Annotated in this window: 16 protein-coding genes and 1 pseudogene; 8 read left to right on the top strand and 9 right to left on the bottom strand. The window is 71.3% G+C overall.

Features of this window, described 5'->3' with window-relative positions:
* Window positions 1-27 precede the first annotated feature (27 nt).
* A complete protein-coding gene (locus tag ACIPSA_RS33175) occupies window positions 28-1,845 on the top strand; it encodes an APC family permease (RefSeq protein WP_402641239.1) in 1,818 nt (605 codons plus the stop codon).
* A gap of 127 nt (window positions 1,846-1,972) precedes the next feature.
* A complete protein-coding gene (locus ACIPSA_RS33170; RefSeq protein ID WP_402641237.1) occupies window positions 1,973-3,472 on the top strand; it encodes a glycoside hydrolase family 43 protein in 1,500 nt (499 codons plus the stop codon).
* A gap of 126 nt (window positions 3,473-3,598) precedes the next feature.
* Here the strand turns inward: ACIPSA_RS33170 and ACIPSA_RS33165 are convergent, their stop codons facing one another.
* Both ACIPSA_RS33165 and ACIPSA_RS33160 read right to left on the bottom strand, forming a co-directional pair.
* Entirely contained in the window at window positions 3,599-3,805 is a 207-nt protein-coding gene (locus tag ACIPSA_RS33165) for a DUF5999 family protein (RefSeq protein ID WP_402641234.1), read from the bottom strand.
* 339 nt (window positions 3,806-4,144) lie between these two features.
* A complete protein-coding gene (locus tag ACIPSA_RS33160; RefSeq protein ID WP_402641231.1) occupies window positions 4,145-4,729 on the bottom strand; it encodes a hypothetical protein in 585 nt (194 codons plus the stop codon).
* A 556-nt stretch (window positions 4,730-5,285) separates the two neighbouring features.
* Here ACIPSA_RS33160 and ACIPSA_RS33155 point away from each other — a divergent pair.
* Window positions 5,286-6,803, top strand: a complete 1,518-nt coding sequence (locus ACIPSA_RS33155) for a glutamate--cysteine ligase (protein WP_402641228.1) — start codon at window positions 5,286-5,288, stop codon at window positions 6,801-6,803.
* A gap of 44 nt (window positions 6,804-6,847) precedes the next feature.
* Here ACIPSA_RS33155 and ACIPSA_RS33150 read toward each other — a convergent pair whose 3' ends face one another.
* Window positions 6,848-8,620: a substrate-binding and VWA domain-containing protein gene (locus ACIPSA_RS33150; RefSeq protein ID WP_402641225.1), complete on the bottom strand. Its 1,773-nt coding sequence runs from the start codon at window positions 8,618-8,620 to the stop codon at window positions 6,848-6,850.
* 119 nt (window positions 8,621-8,739) lie between these two features.
* On the opposite strand from ACIPSA_RS33150, the gene ACIPSA_RS33145 reads away from it, so the two are divergent.
* Window positions 8,740-9,540, top strand: a complete 801-nt coding sequence (locus ACIPSA_RS33145; protein ID WP_402641223.1) for a CPBP family intramembrane glutamic endopeptidase — start codon at window positions 8,740-8,742, stop codon at window positions 9,538-9,540.
* Here the strand turns inward: ACIPSA_RS33145 and ACIPSA_RS33140 are convergent.
* From ACIPSA_RS33140 to ACIPSA_RS33125, 4 genes are all read right to left on the bottom strand, one after another.
* The gene (locus ACIPSA_RS33140; protein ID WP_402641221.1) at window positions 9,530-10,342 is read right to left on the bottom strand and encodes a PhzF family phenazine biosynthesis protein; all 813 of its coding nucleotides are present in this window, start codon (window positions 10,340-10,342) and stop codon (window positions 9,530-9,532) included. The two genes, ACIPSA_RS33145 and ACIPSA_RS33140, sit on opposite strands and share 11 nt — an antisense overlap.
* 180 nt (window positions 10,343-10,522) lie before the next feature.
* Window positions 10,523-11,224: a response regulator gene (locus ACIPSA_RS33135; RefSeq protein ID WP_402641218.1), complete on the bottom strand. Its 702-nt coding sequence runs from the start codon at window positions 11,222-11,224 to the stop codon at window positions 10,523-10,525.
* 144 nt (window positions 11,225-11,368) lie between these two features.
* Window positions 11,369-11,833 carry a Crp/Fnr family transcriptional regulator gene (locus ACIPSA_RS33130; RefSeq protein ID WP_402641215.1) on the bottom strand — a complete coding sequence of 155 codons (465 nt, stop codon included), beginning with the start codon at window positions 11,831-11,833 and terminating at the stop codon, window positions 11,369-11,371.
* Between the two features lie 191 nt (window positions 11,834-12,024).
* Window positions 12,025-13,761, bottom strand: coding sequence for a SulP family inorganic anion transporter (locus tag ACIPSA_RS33125; protein WP_402641212.1), 1,737 nt, complete (start codon window positions 13,759-13,761; stop codon window positions 12,025-12,027).
* Window positions 13,762-14,040: 279 nt separating this feature from the next.
* Here ACIPSA_RS33125 and ACIPSA_RS33120 point away from each other — a divergent pair, with 279 nt between their 5' ends.
* Genes ACIPSA_RS33120 through ACIPSA_RS33110 form a run of 3 tightly spaced genes read left to right on the top strand, consistent with a single transcriptional unit; the run spans window position 14,041 to window position 16,868 of the window.
* Window positions 14,041-14,934, top strand: a complete 894-nt coding sequence (locus ACIPSA_RS33120) for a universal stress protein (protein WP_402641209.1) — start codon at window positions 14,041-14,043, stop codon at window positions 14,932-14,934.
* Between the two features lie 24 nt (window positions 14,935-14,958).
* Window positions 14,959-15,981 (top strand): zinc-dependent alcohol dehydrogenase, encoded by a 1,023-nt coding sequence (locus ACIPSA_RS33115; protein WP_402641206.1) that lies wholly within the window; start codon window positions 14,959-14,961, stop codon window positions 15,979-15,981.
* 5 nt (window positions 15,982-15,986) lie between these two features.
* A complete protein-coding gene (locus tag ACIPSA_RS33110; protein ID WP_402641203.1) occupies window positions 15,987-16,868 on the top strand; it encodes a universal stress protein in 882 nt (293 codons plus the stop codon).
* Window positions 16,869-16,883: 15 nt separating this feature from the next.
* On the opposite strand, the gene ppk2 is transcribed toward ACIPSA_RS33110, so the two are convergent.
* Entirely contained in the window at window positions 16,884-17,687 is an 804-nt protein-coding gene (gene ppk2 / locus ACIPSA_RS33105; protein WP_402641200.1) for a polyphosphate kinase 2, read from the bottom strand.
* A 62-nt stretch (window positions 17,688-17,749) separates the two neighbouring features.
* Here ppk2 and ACIPSA_RS33100 point away from each other — a divergent pair, with 62 nt between their 5' ends.
* Window positions 17,750-20,131, top strand: a complete 2,382-nt coding sequence (locus ACIPSA_RS33100) for a phosphoketolase (protein ID WP_402641197.1) — start codon at window positions 17,750-17,752, stop codon at window positions 20,129-20,131.
* A gap of 42 nt (window positions 20,132-20,173) precedes the next feature.
* Here ACIPSA_RS33100 and ACIPSA_RS33095 read toward each other — a convergent pair.
* A pseudogene (locus tag ACIPSA_RS33095) lies at window positions 20,174-20,716 on the bottom strand (maleylpyruvate isomerase family mycothiol-dependent enzyme); the annotation flags it as partial.
* Window positions 20,717-20,808 lie beyond the last annotated feature (92 nt).

Raw genomic sequence — 20,808 nt, 5'->3', positions numbered from 1 at the left:
GTACGACCCGGCCGTGGTGAGGTCCCGATGGCATATGGCCTGGCACATCGTCAGCTGAGACCCAGGGTTCCGCTGCGCCCCGGCGAGGGGGAGAAGCACCGCCTCACCAGCCTGGAGGGTCTGGCCGCGCTGTCGCTGGACGCGCTCAGTTCGGTCGCTTACGGTCCCGAGGCGATCGTGCTGGTGCTGGTGGCCGCGGGGACCGGGGCGCTGACGGCCACACTGCCGATCACGCTGGCGATCGTCTTCCTGCTCGTGACACTCGTCATCTCGTACGGCCAGGTGATCGCCGTACACCCGGACGGCGGAGGCGCCTACGCCGTGGCCAAGAAGGACCTCGGCGCGAACGCCGACCTGCTGGCCGCGGCCAGTCTGGTCGTCGACTACGTCCTCACCGTCGCCGTCAGCCTCACCGCCGGAGCAGACGCTCTCGCCTCCGCGTTCCCCGCCCTCGCCGGGGACAAGCTCTGGGTGTGCCTGGCCGGCCTCGCCCTGCTGACGGCCGTGAACCTGCGGGGTGTCGCCGAGAGCGCCCGGGTGCTCATGCTCCCCACCGCACTGTTCATCGTGGCCATCCTCGGTGTCATCGTCCTCGGACTCCTGCGCACGCACCCGGTGGCCGTCGTCGGCACCGCGGAGTCCTTCCCGGCGCGGGAGTCGCTCGGCCTGCTGCTGATCCTCAAGGCGTTCTCGTCCGGCTGTTCCGCCCTGACGGGCGTCGAGGCCATCGCCAACGCCGTGCCCACCTTCCGCACCCCGCGCGTCAGGCGCGCCCAGCGCACCGAACTCATGCTCGGCGCACTGCTGGGGACAATGCTCATCGGCCTCGCCCTGCTGATCCGCCGCGACCACGTGGCACCGCGCGGAGACGTCACCGTCCTGGCCCAGCTCACGGCCGGCGCCTACGGCGACGGCTGGGCGTACTACGCCACGAACATCATCGTCACCCTGGTCCTGCTCCTCGCCGCCAACACCAGCTTCGGCGGACTGCCGGTCCTGATGAGCCTGCTCGCCCGCGACCACCGCCTGCCACACCTGTTCGGCCTGCGCGCCGAGCGTCCCGTCTACCGCTACGGCGTGCTGGCCCTGGCCCTGCTCGCCGCGCTGCTCCTCCTCGCGACCGGCGCCGACACCCACCGGCTGATCCCGCTGTTCGCGATCGGCGTGTTCATCGGTTTCACCCTCAGCCAGCTCGGCCTCGTCCGGCACTGGACCACCGAGAAACCCGACGGATGGGCGCACCGAGCCCTGATCAACGGCACCGGCGCGGTGCTGACCACCCTGGCCGGGCTCATCCTCCTCACCACCAAGTTCCTGGAAGGAGCCTGGGTGGTCGTGGTCGCCGTACCGCTGATGATGCTGCTGTTCGCCCGCATCGAGCGCTATTACACGGCCGTCGGCGAGGAACTCGGACTGGGCCGGGTCCCCGCCCCGCCCGACCGGCGCACCGGCAGCCTGGTCATCGTCCCGCTCGGCGAGGTCAGCAAACTCGCCCGGCACGCCATCACCGCCGCCCTCGCGCTGGGCGACGAGGTGGTCGCGGTCGCGGTGCACGCCGACCCGGTCAAGAGCCGTGCGCTGGAGGAGGCCTGGGAACGCTGGAACCCCGGCGTACGCCTCGACGTCATCGACAGCCCACACCGCTCCCTGGTCCAGCCGATCGTCGACTACGTGGAGCGCGCGGCCGGGGGCGGACGCCAGATCGCGGTCCTCATCCCGGAGGTCGAACCGCAGCACCGCCGCTACGAGATCCTCCAGAACCAGCGCGGCCTGCTGCTGGCGACCGTGCTGCGGGCCCGCACCGACGTGGTGGTGTGCCTGCTGCCGTACCGGCTGAGTGTCTGAGGCGCTCCATTCGAGATTCGCCACCGACAGGATTCGCCACCGACAGGATTCGCCACCGACAGGATTCACCACCGATAAAATTCGCCACCGAGTTCGAAACTTTCGGCTTCGCGGCTTGGGGGCGTACATGCGGACCTACGACAACCCCGTCATCCCCGGATTCCACCCCGACCCCAGTGTGTGCCGGGTCGGCGAGGACTACTACCTCGTGTGTTCCAGCTTCGAGTACTTCCCCGGCGTCCCGCTCTTCCACAGCCGGGACCTGGTGCACTGGCGGCAGATCGGCAACGTCCTGGACCGGCCGGGGCAATTGGAGCTGCCCGACGACACCCCGGCTTCCGGGGGCGTCTACGCCCCGACGATCCGGCACCACGACGGCCGCTTCCACATGATCACCACGGACGCCGGCGGGAAGGGAAACTTCCTCGTCACCGCTGACCGGCCGGAGGGGCCCTGGTCGGATCCCGTCCCGATCGAACTGCCCGGCATCGATCCCGACCTCGCCTGGGACGACGACGGGAACTGCTGGTGTGCCGTGGCCGGATGCCAGGTGGCCCGGATCGACCCGCTGACGGGCAAGGTGCTGGAGGGACCGTTCCCGCTGTGGTCGGGGACGGGGCTGCGGGACCCGGAGGCGCCGCACCTCTACCGGATCGGCGAGTGGTGGTACCTGATCGTGGCCGAGGGCGGCACCGCTCTCGGCCACGGGGTCTCGGCCGCCCGCGCCCGCTCCCCGCGCGGCCCCTGGGAGCCGGCGCCCGGCAATCCGCTCCTCACCCACCGCGGCACCGGCCTGCCGGTCCAGTGCACCGGCCATGCCGACCTGGTCGAGGCGGCCGACGGGACGTGGTGGATGGTGCTCCTCGGCACACGGCCGCGCGGCTACTTCCCGGAGTTCCACGTCCTCGGCAGGGAGACCTTCCTGGCGCCGGTCGAGTGGGTGGACGGGTGGCCCCGGGTCGGGCCGGTGCGGGAGAGGCATCCCGCGCCCGCGGCCTGGCATCCCGTCGAACCGCCGCCGGTCCGGGACGACTTCGACGCCGGGACGCCGGCGCCGTACTGGATATCGCCGCGCAGCCGGCCCGAGGGCTCCTGGTCGCTGAGCGAGCGGCCCGGATGGCTGAGGCTGACGGCCACGGGCGACAGCCTCGACCGTCCCGGGTACACCTTCCTCGGCCGTCGCCAGCAGCATCCCGACTGCCGGGCGGCGACCCTGGTCGATCCCGGTGCGGGGCGGGCCGGGCTGTCCGTCCGCATGGACGAGGCCCACCACTACGACATCGAGGTGTGCGGGGGAGCGGTGAGCGTGGTCGCGCGGATCGGGCCGGTGCGGCAGCGGCTCGCCGAGCACCCCGTGCCGCCCGGACCGGTCATGCTCGCCGTCGACATCCGGGCCACGCGGGCGCGACCGCTCACGACAGCGACGGGAGGTCCCGACACGGTCGCCTTCCAGGTGGAGGGCCCGGACGGAGTCGTGCGACTGGCCGAACTCGACGGCCGCTATCTGTCCACCCAGGTCGCCACCGGCTTCACCGGACGCGTGATCGGTATGTACGTCACCGAGGGGCGCGCGGACTTCGACTGGTTCGACTACGGCCTGGGGGACCCCGGGGGCGCAGTCGGCTGACGCATTCGACCGACTACGAGGAGTAGTCACCCCCGGACATGCGTCGGGGCCGGTGCGCACCGGGTGTGGCGTGCGGGCCGGCCCCTCAAGTCGCCGGGCGGAGCGGCGGACCGCCCGGTGTGGTGCTCAGGCGGCCGTCATCACCTGGTGGGCGGCCATCGGGCGGTGCGGGGCGATGATCCGGCCGTCGGGCAGGAGCTCACCGGTGTCCTCGAAGAGCAGAACGCCGTTGCACAGCAGGCTCCATCCCTGCTCCGGGTGGTGCGCCATGAGTCGGGCGGACTCCCGGTCGGCGGATTCGGCTGTCGGGCACGGTGGCTGGTGCTGGCACATTGGTGGGATCTTTCGCTGTGTTGTGGTCATGTCCGTCCCCCCGTGGTGAATAGTCGGTCGGAACCCAGTGTTGCTCTCCGGGCGTCAATCCGCAGGGATTTCGCAGCACCGCTTCTTCACAGATTGATGACGCGTCGTCCGTGCGGATGGTTCATCCCAACTGGGCCGCCACTTCGGGTGGTTCGGGATAGCCGGATGGGGCTAGTCCGGACGGATGGCCGGCTTTTACGGCTCGAAAGAGCACCTAATTGCTCGTACGAGCGTCGGCGATCGTGATAGTCGCTGAAATGCAGTCGTACCCCGCTTCCGGAATAGGAAACGGGGTACGAAAGGGGTCTGTCAGGCGGGTGAGATAAGCAGGGGCGCGGGAGTCACCCGATGGGTCAGGACCGGGAGCAGTTCCGCGACCTGATGCGGGCGGTGGGCCGCGATGCCGGGTGGTGCCGGTGCCAGCGGGACGAGCAGGTCGCTGGCGGCCGGCTGGCCCTCGGCGCCGTCCGCCGCGCAGTCGCCGTGCAGCCACAGCGTGAGCATGTACAGGCCGGGTACCGAGAGCAGACGCGGCTGGTAGGTCTGCTGCACGGTCTCGGCCTGGCGCAGGGCGCGTTCGGTGGAGGCGATGTACGGGCCCTCGAAGAAGTGCGAGAACGCCCAGCCGTCGGGGGTCAGCCTGGTCTCCGCCGCGGCTACCGCGCGGTCGCCGCAGCGGATCAGGAAACGCCACCCGATGAGCCGGGTGGCGGAGACACCCTCGGGGGTGATCCGGTCCAGCACATGTACGGGCAGCGGGAGTTCGGGAGTGGCGGGTCCCTGGGCGTTGCGCAGGGAGGGAGTTCGTGCCTCGCGGACCGCGGTGGGGGAACCGAGGGCCATGAGGACGGAGCGCAGGGCGGGCGCGGGGGCAGGGGGGACTTGCAGCGGCATGGTGGGTCGCCTCTCGTTCGACAGGCGCGGCGGCGCGAGGGAGGGGGCGGACGGCGCTGTCAGCTCGATGGGGTCAGAGAGGCGGGGGCCCGGGTCGGGGAACAGGGGTGCGGTTGAGGCCTGCCGCACGTCACCTTGACGGCAGGAACCAGGACCGCGGGCGCCAACCTTCTGCCTCGTATGCGGAGTTTATACGACATGTGTTCAGACATTGTTTCGTCTAGCCGTTTCCCGCGAACCGAACAAGGCGCTATTCAGCCGCTGATTCGCGGGATTCCTCCCGATTTCCCGCCCGGTGCGGTCCCGTTGACCTCGGAATACGCTTCCCGAGCGGTCGGCCGAATGTCGTCGGCGTTTTTCACGAGGCCATCGGGGCACTCGAAGGCGCGTGATGCATCATGCCCCGTGAATGTGCCGCGGGACACATTCCAACAGAGTAGCGGGCGTCGGCTTCGCGCGGGGCGTTATCGATCGCTTCCGCTGGGCATCATCCCACCTGACCCGGGACAACCGGCGGCCGGATCCTCGGCCCGCCCATTCGAGGAGGGACGCTTCGATGGGGGAGAAGGTCGTGGCAGGTCCGTTCGACCTGTCCGATCGCCAGCGCTACCGGGAGAAGCTCCGGAGGTGCCTGGCGGGACTGGAGCGGCTGCTGGTGGAGAAGCGGTTCGATCGCCCGAAGAACCTGCTGGGCGTCGAGATCGAATTGAATCTCGCCGGTTCCGACGGCATGCCGAGAATGCTGAACGGCCAGGTACTCGAACGTATCGCGAGCCGTGATTTCCAAACAGAACTCGCCATGTTCAACCTGGAAGTCAACATAGCCCCACACCGATTGAGCGGCCGGGTTTTCGACCAGCTGGCCGAGGAACTGCGGACCTCGCTGGCGTACGCCGACCGGAAGGCCGGCGAGGTGGACGCCGGCATCGTGATGATCGGCATTCTGCCCACGATCGACCGGGACGACCTGGTCTCCTCCAACCTCTCCGAGGTCGACCGCTACACCCTGCTCAACGACCAGATCGTGGCCGCCCGCGGCGAGGATTTCGTCCTCGACATCGAGGGAGTGGAACACCTCACCTGCACCTCGAAGTCCATCGTGCCCGAGGCCGCGTGCACGTCCGTGCAACTCCACCTCCAGGTCACCCCGGCCCGGTTCGCCGACGTGTGGAACGCGGCGCAGGCCGCCTGCGCCGCCCAGATCGCCGTCGGCGCCAACTCGCCCTTCCTCTTCGGCCACGAACTGTGGCGCGAGTCCAGGCCACCGCTGTTCCTGCAGTCCACCGACACCCGGCCACCCGAACTGCAGGCCCAGGGAGTGCGGCCGCGCACCTGGTTCGGCGAGCGGTGGATCTCCTCCGCGTACGAGCTGTTCGAGGAGAACCTGCGCTTCTTCCCGTCCCTGCTCCCGATGTGCGACGAGGAGGACCCGCTGGAGGTGCTCGATGCGGGAGGCGTGCCCAAGCTCGCCGAACTCGTCCTGCACAACGGGACGGTGTACCGCTGGAACCGCCCGGTCTACGGCATCGCCGACGGCGTTCCGCACCTGCGCGTGGAGAACCGGGTCCTCCCGGCCGGCCCGTCCATCGCCGACGTCATCGCGAACGCGGCCTTCTACTACGGCCTTGTGCGCGCCCTCGCCGAGGAGCCCCGACCGGTGTGGACCCGGCTGCCCTTCGAGACGGCCGAGGCCAACTTCGACGCCGCGTGCCGGTACGGCATCGACGCCCGCTTCATCTGGCCCCGGCGCGGACGCTACAGCGGTACGGCCGAGGTCGACGCCGTCACCCTCGTACGTGACGAACTGCTGCCGCTGGCCTCGGCGGGCCTGGACGCGTGGGGTGTCGAACCCGCCGACCGGGACCACTACCTGGGCGTCATCGAAGAGCGTTGCCGTCGTCGGGTCAACGGCGCGAGCTGGCAGTCGGCGACGTTCCATCGCGCGCTGGAACAGGGGTTGTCCCGGGAGGCCGCCCTGGCTGCCACGACCCGTCGCTACCGAGAGCTGATGCATGCCGGGGAGCCGGTGCACACCTGGCCGGTGGGCCTGCCGGAGCCTGTGCCGCTGGGGTGAGAGCACCGCGTTCGCGACGCTGCGCGGGGTGTTGCTCCCGCTGCTCAGTTCTGGGTGCTCTTCGCCCCCGCCGCCACGATCGCCTGCAGGATCACCGAGTGGATCTGGGCGGGGTCGCTGACCTCGTGGCCGGATCCGCCGGTCGCCCGCGCGATCTCCCGCGCCTCCTGCCGGGAGGCCTCCGGGCCCACGGCGATGACGATCAGGGGCACCGGGCGCTCGGGGTTGCTGAGGCCCTGGAGTTCGGAGACGAGGGCGGAGCGCGACATGCTGCCCGGGTCCTGGTTCACCCCGTCGGTCAGCACGACCAGCGCGTTGAACTTGCCCTTCACATAGGACGAGGTCGCCGCCCTGTATGCGGCGAGGGTGGTGTCGTACAGGCCGGTGGCACCGCCGGGGACCGGCTCCAGGCCGCTGAACGCCGCCGAAAGCCGGTCCCGTTGGGTGCCGCTGCCCTTCCGGTCGCCGAGCCGTTCGGTCGGCACCAGGACGCGGTAGTCCTTGTCGCCGTCCAGCTTGGTGGAGAACTCCCACAGACCGATCTCGTCCTCGGGTGTGAAGGTGGCGAGGGCCTGGAGCAGTGAGGCCTTGGTGACGTCCATGCGGGACCGGCCGGTGCCGGCCACCGGCTCCGACATGGAGGCGGAGGCGTCGACGACCGTGGTGATCCGGGCGCTCTGGACCGTGATCGTCCACATCCCCAGTGCCTCCTGGAGGGCGGTGCCCGAGGCCGGCTCCGGGGACGGCTCCGCATACGGCTGGGGGCTGCTGCCGCCGGCACCGGCGACCACCGACCGCGGAACGCTCTCGTCGTCCGTGCGGAAGCCGTGCTTCTCCAGGAGCCGCTGCTGCGCCGACTGCCGGAGATACGTCATGAACCGGATCGCGGCACGACTCTCGTCGGTGGACAGCTCCGGTTCGTCGAGCAGCGCGTAGGGGTAGTCGAGCGCGGGTGACCCGTCCGTGGGATAGAAGAGGTCCAGGTCCTTGTCGTCGCCGGTCGCCGCGTTGTGGGCGAACGCGGCCTGCTCGCTGAGGATCAGCGCCTGGTTGCGCCCGGGGTTGCCCTGCCCGGCGCCCGAGGAGTCGTGGGGCAGGGTGGCCAGGACCTGGGCGTCGGTCTCGGAGACGCGCTGCGACAGCCTCTTCATCATGGCCGCGGCCCGGGTGTCCCCGTCCTTCGCCTTGGCGGCAGCCGTGCTCAGCCGGGTGAGCGCGAGCAGCCCGGTGGCGCTGCGCACCGGGTCGGCCGCACCGAGCCCGAGCGAGTCGTCCCGCAGGGTGGCCCCGGCCAGTTCGGTCCAGGTGTACGTCTTCTTCGGCCACCCCAGCGACTTCGCGGCGGCGGGCACCATCGCCACCCCGACCGGTGTGGCGGCCACGTTGCCCTCCGGCGTCACCTGCGTCGCCCCGCCGTCCCCGGTGACCCGCTGCACCCATATGTCCGAGTCGGGCACCCACACCTGTGCGTCGGGTTTCTTGCCGGCCCCCAGCGTGTCCGCGACCTTGGAGGAGTCCTGCGCGCTCACGGTGACGGCGACGCAGTTCCCGTCGGAGGTGAGGTTCTGCCGATGGGCCCGCCCGGCCGCCGCCTTCAGCGCGGGAGCCAGGTCGGGGGAGGCGGCGAGAGTCAGACGTACCGGGGTGTCCTGGCAGGAGGAGCCGAAGGAGAGCAGCCCGCTCCGCACGGCGGCGGCCGTGCCGCCGGCGACGGTGAGGACGAGGGCCGTCACGACGGCCACGGTACGGCGGCGGGCGCGGGGACGGGGGTCGGTCGTGCCCGCGCCGTATTGATCGGGCAAGCTGTGACGTCCCATGACGGTGGTGCCCCTCCCTGTCCCCCGACAGCCTGTGGCGCACGGTCTTCGCAACTGCTTTCGAGACAGTAGCGGGGCGAGGACGAGCATGGGGCCGGAACAGTCGACTGAAGGCAGGTGTGCAGGTGGAGGCGGACCCGGTGGCCGATTCCTTTCCGCTGGAGAGGCCCTCGCGACGGATCTTCCGGGACGAGACGCTGCTCGTCCTGGGACTTTCGCTCGGTGCGAGCGGAGTGTCCGCGTTCATCAGCTTCGTCGGATCGGTCACGAAACCCGGCGGCCTCAAGGACCAGGCGGCCACGCTCAACGCCTCGGCCGCGCCGGGCCGTCCCTGGCTGGATCTCGCCTGGCAGCTGTTCGGCATCGCGACGGCCCTCGTCCCCGTCCTGCTCGTCGCGCACCTCCTGATGCGTGAGGGGGAGAGCCTGCGCACCCTCGGCTTCGACCGCACCCGCCCCGGGTTCGACCTCGGCCGCGGTGCGGGGATCGCGGCCGTGATCGGCAGCACCGGAATCGCCTTCTACCTGGCCGCCCGCGGCCTCGGCTTCAACCTCACCGTGGTGCCGGAGGCACTGCCCGACGTGTGGTGGAAGTACCCCGTGCTGATCCTGTCGGCGATGCAGAACGCGATCCTCGAAGAGGTGATCGTGGTCGGCTATCTGCTGCGCAGGCTCGGCCAGCTGGGCTGGACCCCCGGCACCGCGCTGGTGGCCAGCTCCGTGCTGCGCGGCTCGTACCACCTCTACCAGGGCATCGGCGGCTTCGTCGGCAACATGGTCATGGGCGTGGTGTTCGTCTACCTGTACCGGCGCTGGGGCCGGGTCGGGCCCCTGGTGGTGGCGCACTCCCTGCTCGACATCGGGGCGTTCGTGGGATACGCGCTGCTGGCGGGGAAGGTGGGCTGGCTGCCTACGGCGTGAGCAGCTCGCCCTCGATCACGGTGACCGCCCGGCCGGTCAGCAGGGTGCGGTCGCCGCGCAGTCCGGTGCGGACGACACCGGAGCGTCGGGAGGCCTGGAGGCCGGTGAGGTCGGCGCGGCCCAGCCGCCCGGACCAGAAGGGGGCCAGAGCGGTGTGGGCGCTGCCGGTGACCGGGTCCTCGTCGATACCGACGTTCGGGAAGAAACAGCGGGAGACGAAGTCGTACCCCCGGGCCGGGTCCTCGGCCCGGGCGGTGGCGATGATGCCGCGCGCGGAGTAGGCGGCGAGGGCCTTGTGGTCGGGGGTGAGCCCGAGGACGGTCTTCTCGTCGGCGAGTTCCAGCAGCAGGTCGCCGACGTTCGGCCCGGTGTCGAAGGCCGCGGCCGGCTCCGCGCCGAGCGCCCCGGCGACACCGGACGGAACCTCGACCGAGGTGAGCGGGGCGGTGGGGAAGTCCAGGGTGATCGAGCCGTCCTCGGCGGGCGTGGCGATGAGCACCCCGCTGCGGGTGGCGAACCGCACCTGGCCGTCATGGGCGCCGGTGGTGTGCAGGACGTGGGCCGTGGCGAGCGTGGCGTGCCCGCACATCGCGACCTCGGCGACGGGCGTGAACCAGCGCAGCGCCCAGTCCGCCGCACCGCCCTTTGGCAGGCGGTGCGCGAACGCCGTCTCGGCGTGGTTCACCTCCATGGCGACGTCCTGCAGCCAGTCGTCGTCCGGGAAGGCGTCGAGGAGCATGACCCCGGCCGGGTTGCCGGCGAAGGGGCGGTCGGTGAAGGCGTCGACGATACGAATACGCATGCGCCGACGCTAGACCTTCCGCGGACCGCCGGACCAAGGCCAATTCCGGGATGGCGGCCCGATCAGCATCCTCGGAACGTGTCCGAGGAGCGCCTCGGCGCCCTGCGCCGGCCCGGGGCAGCGGGGAACTGCCGCCCGCGCGGGTGGTCGGTACGAAGGGCCCAGCCGGTCGGCCGGCCCTCACCTCGTGGAGCGTTCGCCGTCCTCCAGCTGGTCCAGGTGGGAGGCGAGGACAGCGGCCTGGACCCGGCGCTGGACGCCCAGCTTGGCCAGCAGGCGGGAGATGTGGTTCTTGACGGTCTTCTCCGACAGGTACAGCTTCTTGCCGATCTCGCGATTGGTCAGCCCGTCCCCGATCAGCGCGAGGATGTCCCGCTCGCGCGGCGACAGGCTCGCCAACTCGGGCGCCACGGCCGTCGTCTCGACGGGGTCGGAGCGCAGCGACCGCATCAGGCGGGCCGTGGTCGCGGGGTCCAGCATCGACTGGCCCGAGGCGACCGTGCGCACGGCCGAGATCAGGTCGGAGCCCCGGATCTGCTTCAGGACGTAGCCCGAGGCACCGGCCATGATCGCGTCGAGCAGGGCGTCCTCGTCGTCGAACGACGTCAGCATCAGACACGCGAGCTCCGGCATCCGGTTGCGCAGCTCCCGGCAGACCGTGATCCCGTCGCCGTCCGGCAGGCGTACGTCCAGCACGGCGACGTGCGGACGCAGCGCCGGGCCGCGGACCAGCGCCTGCTCGACGCTGTCCGCGTCGCCGACCACCGAGATGTCCGGCTCGGCGTCGAGCAGGTCGGTCAGACCGCGCCGCACGACCTCGTGGTCGTCGAGCAGAAACACGCGGATCGGATTCTGCTCGTCGAAAGTGCCTGTGTCGGCCATGGAGACCCCTCGTTGCCCGGTGACGGACGGACCGCGGACGGTCCGCGGACGGTCCGCCAGTCCGTACGACGATCGTCGCTCGCCGGGGCCGGACGCACTAGGGCCGACCGGCCCCTCCCCACCAGGAAACACCCGCCGGACCGTTCAGACGAGGCTTCCGGCACCGTAGGGGGCGTACAGGTCCAGCAGCCGGGTCCTGGAGGAGCGCAGGCGGTGGGCCAGCACCTCGCCGACCCACTGGGCGACGGAGCTGCCCAGGGCCGGGTCCTCCCGGCACATCGTGCGCACGGCCTCGGCGTCGAACTCGTACGCCCGTACCGGCGTCGCGGCCTCGGCGCCCAGGTGCCAGACGTGCGGGCCGAACAACCACGACCAGCCGACGAGCTCGTTGGGCCGGAGCATCTCGATGACGGCCGACTTGCGGCCGGGGACATGCATGTCGAGCTCGACCGTGCCGGTGCGGACGATCCAGAACCGGTCGGCGTGCCCGCCCTCCTCGAAGATGCGCGTCCCCTGGGAGAAGGACACCTCCCGGGCGATGCGCATCAGCCGCTGCCGGTGCTCGGCGGGCAGAGCCTGCAGCATGCTGGGCGTACGGGTAGTGATCATGGCGTGCCTCCCGGCGGCGCGTAGGAACTGCCAGTGCCAGCGTGTGCCCGCCGGGCGTGCCGGACCATGGGCCACCCGGCCCGCCGGCCGGGCCACCCGGCTCTCTGTGGCCCCCCGCGCGATCACACGCGTGCGGAGGACCCGCCCGACCATGCTCGGCCGCTCCGTTGAAGGATCGGTCGCGGATCGACTCAGCCGGGGCGATCGCCACCGGGCGCATGGGTCTCGCACCACGCCCGGTAGGCGGCCACGGCGGTCGGCAGGGTCGGGAAGACGAGATCCGTCCCGACGGAGTCCGCGAGGCCGTACGCCCGCAGGTCGTCCAGGAGATCCTGCTTGACCCGGGCGAGGGCGAACACGATGCCTCGGCCGGTGAGCTCGCGGCGCAGGTCGTCGACCGCGTCGAGAGCGGTGATGTCGACCTCCACGTTGGCCTCCGTGTTGAGCACGAACCAGCGCACGGGCCCGCTCTGCTCGTCGACCGCGGCCAGGGCCCGGCGCCGGAAGTTCTCTGCGTTGGCGAAGAACAGGGGCGAGTCGTAGCGGTAGACCAGCAGCCCGGGAATCGTCCGGGCCTGGGGAAAGTCGTCCACGTCGTGCATGCCCGCCATCCCGGGCACCAGCCCCTCGACCGCGTCGTGCGGGCGGGCCACCCGGGTCAGCAGCTCGGCGACCGACAGGCCGACGGCGACCAGCACGCCGTACAGGATGTCCAGGGCGAGCACCCCGGCCAGGCAGCCCAGGGCCAGCAGGAGCTCCCGGCGGCGGAAGGACGCCAGCCGGCGGAAGCCCGCGAGGTCGATCATGCGGGCCGCGGCGTAGACGACGAGCGCGCCGAGCACGGCGGAGGGCGTGCGGGAGAGCAGCGGGCTGAGGAACAGCAGGACGGCGAGCACCGCGGCCCCCGCCACCAGGGAGTACGCCTGGCTGCGGGCCCCCGCCGAGGAGGCGAGCGCGGTGCGGCTGGCGCTGCTGCTCACCGGGAAGCCGTGCAGGACACCGGCGCCGAGGTTGGCCGTCCCCAGCGCGAGGAACTCCTGGTTGGCGTCCAGACCGGGGCCTTCCGCCTCGCCGCCGGTGAACGCCCGCGCGGTGAGGATGAAGTCCGTGTACGCGACGATCAGCACGCCGAGCGCCGGCAGGACCAGGTGCGGCAGCTCGCTCAGCTCCGGCAGAGCGAGGTCCGGCAGTCCCGACGGGACCTCGCCGATCACCTTGATGCCGTACCGGCTGTCGAGGTCGAACGTCGTCACGACGGCCGTGCCCAGCACCACCGCGAGCAGCGGACCCGGCACCGCGGGGGCGTACCGCGCCACCACGAACAGGAACGCGAGCACGGTGGCGGAGAAGAGGACCGTGGCCGGGTGGGCGTCGGGCAGGTTCGTGAAGAAGGACCACAGCTGGCGGAAGAACGCGCTGCCCGTCGTCTCGACCCCGGTGAGCTTCGTCAGCTGATCCACGGTCATGATCAGCGCCACGCCCGCCAGATAGCCGATGAGCACCGGCCGGGACAGCAGGTCGGCGAGGAAGCCCAGCCGCACCACCCTGGCCAGCACGCACAGCAGACCGACCGTGACCGCGAGGGCGGCCGCCAGCGTGGCGTACCGCCCGGGGGCGCCTTCCGCGAGCGGGCCGACCACGGTGGCCGTCATCAGGGCGGTCGTGGACTCCGGGCCGACCGACAGCAGCCGCGAGGAGCCGAACAGCGCGTACAGCGCGAGCGCGGGCAGGATCGCCCACAGCCCGGCGACCGGCGGCAGCCCGGCCACTCCGGCATAGGCCATGACCTGCGGCACGAGGTACGCGGCCACGGTCACACCGGCCAGCAGATCGCCCCTCAGCCACGAGCGGCGATAGCGGAGAAGAGCCCCGACCCCCGGCGCCAGGCGACGCCACCCCGGAACCTGCCCGTCCGAGCTCTGGGACATGGCCCGCCTTTCTCCGCCTCCGACCTCATGATCCACCGTCGTGCGACCCGTCGCGAGACCTACCCGGGAACTCGTCCGTCACGCAACCCCCGACGAGCCCAACAGCCCAGCGGACAGGGGCGTTCCGGGTCGGTGTGGCCACCGGCCCTTCGGCACCCGGCGGGAGCAGCGCCGGCCCGCGAGGGACGTTCGGCCCGTCTCCGGGACCTGCGGCCCCTGCCCCACGTCCCGTCCACGCAAGATCCTCGTATCGAAGCCCCGATGCAGGAGGTGGACAGCATGACCCGCACCATCACGGTCGGCCTCGACGGTTCACCCGAGAGCCGCGCCGCCGCCGAGTGGGCGGCCCGAGAGGCAGAGCTGACCGGCCTGCCCCTGAAACTGCTCCAGGTCTGGGAACCCGTACCGGAACCCATGGCACAGGCACCGCTCCTCGGTGCCGGGACCCGGCAGTACTGGGCCGACCGGATCCCCCGCGAGGCGGCCGAGGGCATCGCCCTGCGCCACCCCGGACTCGAGGTGCTCACCGAGCAGCTGAGCGGCCGGCCCGCTGAGGTCCTGACGAGCATGGCGAAGGACGCCGAACTGATGGTCCTCGGCTCGCGCGGGCTGAGCGGCGCCGCCGGATTCATGGTCGGCTCGGTCGGACTCTCGGTCGTGGCGCACGCCGAGCGGCCGGTCGTCCTGGTCCGCGCCGGGGAACAGGCCGCCGACGAGCACGAGATGGACCCGGCGGGGATTCCGTCCGCCGCGGCCCCGTTCCGCCCCGTGATCCTGGGCCTCGACATCGAGTCCCCGGACGAGCGCCTGATCGAGTTCGCGTTCACCGCGGCCGCCCGACGCCATACGGCCCTGCGTGTCGTCCACGGCTGGAGTCCCCCGCTGTACTACCCGGCCGACCTCGTGGTCCAGGCGTCCCCGGTGCCGAGCGAGGAGACCTCCCAGACCGAGATCCTGCGCCCGTGGCGGCTGAAGTTCCCGGATGTCGAGGTCACGGAGGAGTCCCACCTCGGCACACCCGCCGGTCACCTGATCGACGCCGCCCGTGAGGCCTCCCTGGTCGTCGTCGGGCGGCGCATGCGCAACAACGCCTTCGGCGCCCACATCGGGCCCGTCACCCACGCCGTGCTGCACCACTCCACCGCCCCCGTCGCCGTCGTCCCCCACGGCTGACCCACCCCTGAGGAGCAGAGACCAATGAAGGCAGCGGTCGTACGAGCGTTCGGTGAGCCCCTGGTCATCGAGGAGCGCCCCGATCCCGAGCCCGGTCCCGGGCAGGTCCGGATCCGGGTGGAGGCCTCCGGGCTGTGCCACACCGACATCCACGCGGCCCACGGCGACTGGCCGGTGAAGCCGAGCCCGCCGTTCGTGCCCGGCCACGAGGGCGTCGGACTCGTCGAGAAGCTCGGCGACGGCGTCACCCACCTGGCCGTCGGACAGCGCGTGGCCGTGCCCTGGCTGGGGTGGGCGTGCGGGCGGTGCGAGCACTGCCTGTCCGGCTGGGAGACGCTGTGCGAGCAGCAGATCAACACCGGGTACGGCTGCGACGGCGGCTACGCCGAGAAGATGCTGGCCTGGGCCGACTTCGCCCAGCCGGTGCCGCAGGGCATCAGCGCCGTGGAGGCCGCCCCGCTGACCTGCGCCGGTGTCACCACGTACAAGGCGCTCAAGGTCGCCGAGGTGCGCCCCGCCCAGCTCGTCGCGATCTCCGGGGTCGGCGGACTCGGTCACCTGGCCGTGCAGTACGCGAAGATCGCCGGCGCTCAGGTGGCCGCGATCGACGTCACCGACGAGAAACTGGAACTCGCCGCGGAGCTGGGCGCCGACCTCGTCATCGACGCCCGCAAGCACGACGTGGGCGAGGTGCTCAAGCGGCACGGCGGCGCCCACGCGGCGATCGCGCTCGCGGTGAACGAGGACGCCTTCGCGGCGGCCTACTCCGGGCTGCGGCGCGGCGGCAAGCTGGTTATGGTGGCCCTGCCGGCGCACGGCACGGTCCGGGTCCCGATCTTCGACACCGTCCTGAACGGCACGTCTGTGATCGGCTCCATCGTCGGGACGCGGCAGGACCTCGCCGAGGTCTTCCAACTGCACGCGGCGGGCCGCACAAGGGTCATCCACGAGACCCGTCCGCTCGGCTCCGTCAACGAGTCCATCGAGGACGTGCTGCGCGGCCAGGTCAAGGCCCGCATCGTGTTCGACCTCGGGGCAGAAGGGTGACAACGATGGAGCTTCCGCTGGTCGTGGGCGTCGACGGTTCCGAGTCGAGCCTGCGGGCCGTCGACTGGGCCGCCGACGAGGCAGCCCTGCGCGGGGTGCCGCTCCAGGTGGTGTACGCCTCGCTGTGGGAGCGGTACGAGGGCGTCTCCCTCGCACAGGACCTGGGCAAGCCGTCCGAGCAGGTGATGGCCGAGGACATCGTGGAGACCGCCGCGCAGCGGGCCCGCCGGCGCCAGGCCGACGTGAAGATCTCCACCGACATGGTCCCCGAGGAACCGGAGTACGCGCTGGTGAGCGCCGGCAGACACGCCTCCGCGCTGGTCGTGGGCAGCCGCGGCCGCAGCGGTCTCGCCGAGATGCTGCTGGGCTCCGTCAGTCTGACCGTGGCCGGCCACGCCGACTGCCCGGTGATCGTGCTCCGCGGCAGCCACGACAACCAGGCCCGCAAGGCGACGCGCGGCCGCGTCGTCGTGGGCGTGGGGGAGGGGCCGGTGGGCGCGGCGGCGATGCGCTTCGCCGTCGAGGAGGCGGAGCTGCGCGGAGTGCCGCTGGAAGTGGTACGAGCCTGGCGGTGCCCCGCCCACGAGGCACCCGACCACCCCCTGCTCGCCGGTGAGCCCGCCCGGCTGCACGAGCAGCGGGCCGCCGACACGCTGGAAGCGGCACTGCGCGCGGCGGCCGAGGAGCACCCGGGCGTCGACATACGACGGCGCACCGCCGAGGGCCACGCCCGCAGGGTGCTGCTGGACGCCTCCCACGAGGCCGACCTGCTCGTCGTGGGCGCCCGGCGCAAGGAGGGGCACTACGGACTTCGCCTGGGCCGCGTGACCCACGGCGTCCTGCACCACGCCGCCTGCCCCGTCGCGGTCGTACCGCACCGGGGGTAAGAGCGGTGACGTCGCTCAGAGGCTCGCCGCGTGATCGGGCACGTACGTCTGCAGATCCCGCGGGGGGCGCTCGTAGCCGGTCGACGGCGGCCGCTCCGGGAGCTCCAGGACCGGCGGCGGCACCTCGCGGTAGGGGACGGAGTCGAGCAAGTGGGCGATCATGTTCAGCCGGGCCCGGCGCTTGTCGTCGCTCTCGACGACGTACCAGGGCGCGTCGGAGATGTCGGTGTGCACCAGCATCTCGTCCTTGGCCCGGGAGTAGGCCTCCCAGCGGGTGATCGACTCCAGGTCCATCGGCGACAGCTTCCAGCGCCGCACCGGATCGTCGAGGCGCCGCCGGAACCGGTCCTGCTGCTCGGTGTCGCTCACCGAGAACCAGTACTTGCGCAGCAGGATCCCGTCCTCCACCAGCATCCGTTCGAAGATCGGGCACTGCCGCAGGAAGAGCTGGTACTCCTCCTTCGTACAGAAGCCCATCACATGCTCGACACCGGCCCGGTTGTACCAGGACCGGTCGAACAGCACGATCTCCCCGGCGGCCGGCAGATGCTCCACGTACCGCTGGAAGTACCACTGCGTGCGCTCGCGCTCGGTCGGTGTGGGCAGCGCCGCAATCCGTGCCACGCGCGGGTTGAGGTACTCGGCGACCCGCTTGATCGTGCCGCCCTTGCCCGCCGCGTCCCGTCCCTCGAAGATCACGACCAGCCGGGCGCCGTCCGCCCGCACCCACTCCTGCAGCTTCACCAACTCGGTCTGCAGGCGCAGCAGTTCCTTCTCGTACACCTTGCGCGGCAGCTCCGCCGCCTTCTTGCCGGCCATGCCGCCTCCACCGCCCGATGACCTCTACGACCTCTACGTCGACTACTTCCGGAGTCTCACCCATGTCCAAGGTCGAACACCAGGACGCCACCGTACTTTCCGACGACGAACTGCGCACCCTGGACGCGCACTGGCGGGCCGCCAACTACCTGGCGGCGGGCCAGATCTACCTCATGTCCAACCCGTTGCTGACCGAACCGCTGAGGCCCGAGCACATCAAGCCGCGGCTGCTCGGCCACTGGGGCACCTCGCCCGGTCTCAACCTCGTCTACACCCACCTCAACCGCGTGATCAAGGCACGCGGCCTGGACGCGTTGTGCGTGTGGGGGCCGGGTCACGGCGGGCCCTCCGTCGTCGCCAACTCCTGGCTGGAGGGCAGCTACAGCGAGACCTATCCGGACGTGTCGCGTGACGCGGCGGGCATGGGCCGGCTGTTCCGGCAGTTCTCCTTCCCCGGCGGGGTGCCCAGCCATGTGGCCCCGGAGACGCCCGGCTCGATCCACGAGGGCGGGGAGCTCGGCTATTCGCTCGCCCATGCCTACGGCGCCGCCTTCGACAACCCGGACCTGCTGGTGGCCTGCGTGATCGGCGACGGCGAGGCGGAGACCGGACCGCTGGCCGCCTCCTGGCACTCGAACAAGTTCCTCGACCCGGTGCACGACGGAGCGGTCCTGCCGATCCTGCACCTCAACGGCTACAAGATCGCCAACCCGACCGTGCTCTCCCGCATCCCCGAAGCCGAACTCGACGAGCTCCTGCGGGGATACGGCCATGAGCCGATCCATGTCACCGGCGACGACCCGGCCCTGGTGCACCGGGCGATGGCCCGCGCGCTGGACGAGGCGCTGGACCGCATCGCCGTGATGCAGCGGACCGCCCGCGAGGACGGCGTCAGCGAGCGTGTGCACTGGCCGATGATCGTGCTGCGCACACCGAAGGGCTGGACCGGACCGGCCGAGGTGGACGGCGTGCCCGTCGAGGGCACCTGGCGCGCGCATCAGGTCCCGCTCGCCGCCGTCCGCGAAAACCCCGAACACCTGCGGCAGCTGGAAGCCTGGCTGCGCTCGTACCGGCCCGAGGAGCTCTTCGGCCCGGACGGCCGTCCCGTCGCCGATGTCCTGGCCTGCGTTCCCGAGGGCGCCAAGCGGCTCGGCGCCACACCGCACGCCAACGGCGGCCTCCTCGTACGGAACCTGCCGATCGGGTCCCTCGACGACTTCGCCGTACGGGTCGAGAAGCCGGGGACCACGCTGCACGAGCCGACGCGGGTCCTCGGCGCCCTGCTCGAACAGGTCATGAAGGACACCGCCGGGCGCCGGGACTTCCGGCTGGTCGGCCCGGACGAGACCGCCTCCAACCGGCTCCAGGCCGTCTTCGACGCCAGCGGAAAGGCCTGGCAGGCCCAGCAGCTTCCGGTCGACGAACACCTGGACCGGCACGGCCGGGTGGTGGAGATCCTCTCCGAACACCTCTGCCAGGGCTGGCTGGAGGGCTACCTGCTCACCGGCCGGCACGGCCTGTTCTCCTGCTACGAGGCGTTCGTGCACATCGTCGACTCGATGGTGAACCAGCACATCAAGTGGCTGAAGACCGCACGGCAACTGCCCTGGCGCGCCCCCATCGCGTCCCTCAACTACCTGCTGACCTCCCATGTGTGGCGCCAGGACCACAACGGCTTCTCCCACCAGGATCCCGGCTTCGTCGACCACGTCCTCAACAAGAGCCCGGAGGTCGTGCGCGTCTACCTCCCGCCGGATGCCAACACTCTGCTGTCGGTCGCGGATCACGCCCTGCGCAGCCGGGACTACGTGAACGTGATCGTGGCCGGGAAGCAGCCGTGCTTCGACTGGCTGTCCATGGACCAGGCCCGCGCCCACTGCGCGCGGGGGGCCGGAATCTGGGAGTGGGCCGGGACGGAGAACGGCGGCGAACCGGACGTGGTGCTGGCCTGCGCCGGGGACGTGCCGACCCAGGAGGTCCTGGCCGCCGCGCAGCTGCTGCGCCGGCACCTGCCGCAGCTCGCGGTGCGCGTGGTCAACGTCGTCGACATGACCCGGCTGATGCCGCGCGAGGACCACCCGCACGGAATGACCGACGCCGAGTACGACGGCCTCTTCACCACCGACAAGCCGGTCATCTTCGCCTACCACGGCTACCCGTGGCTGATCCACCGCCTCGCCTACCGCCGTACCGGCCACAAGAACCTGCACGTCCGCGGCTACAAGGAGTCCGGCACCACCACCACGCCCTTCGACATGGTCGTCCGCAACGACCTCGACCGCTACCGCCTGGTCATGGACGTCATCGACCGCGTCCCCGGCCTCGCGGTGAGCGCCGCCACCGTACGTCAGCACATGGCCGACGTCCGCACCCGCCACGACGCCTGGATCCGGGAGCACGGCGTCGACCTGCCCGAAGTCGCGGACTGGAGCTGGCACGCCTGAGTCCGGGAGCAGGGGGCGCAGGAGGTGGCGCATCGTCACGTCCTACGCCCCCGGCTCCCAGGCCAGGAGCAGGTCGAAGAGACGTCGGTCGCCGTCGAGCTCCAGGGAGTCCACCGGAATACGGTTGTACAGGGCGAGGACCAGCTCACCGGCCGTGCCCCGGACAGAGACGGTGGCCGCGTCCGGGCCCTGCCCGGCAGCGGTGGCGGGCATGGTGCCGGGGGCGGGGAGACCGGCGGTCCGTGCGCCGTCGGCGGAGAGCGAGAGGCGCCACGAGCGGCCCTCCATGGCGTGGAAGTCGACGACAGCGGGCTTGTGCGGCCAGGCGCTCGTCCATGCGCAGCAGGTGGACAGGAACTCGTCGACACCGTCGAGTGCCGCCTCGTCCGGCAGCGGCTGCGGGGCACCCAGGGCGATCTGGGCGTCGTAGGTGTGCACCGCGGCCTCCTGGACCTGGTGCCGGGCGACGGCACCGGAGGTCTGCAGCGACTCCGACGGGCCCCACCACGTCCAGCAACCGCGATCCGGGCCGGCCTCGCGCAGCGCGCTCAGCAGCTGCTCCGTCGACTCGGCCGACCAGGCCAGATTTTTCACAACCAGTCAGGGGCATCGATGACTCGTCTCAGTGAACTTTGACCGTTCTCACTGAAGTTTGACCGGCTGCTGCTCTACGTTCG

Source organism: Streptomyces sp. NPDC086549 (assembly GCF_044746205.1).
In the GTDB taxonomy this organism is placed as follows: Bacteria; Actinomycetota; Actinomycetes; order Streptomycetales; family Streptomycetaceae; genus Streptomyces.
The sequence above is the reverse complement of the archived record's forward strand: the minus strand, read 5'-3'. Positions and strand labels throughout refer to the sequence as shown.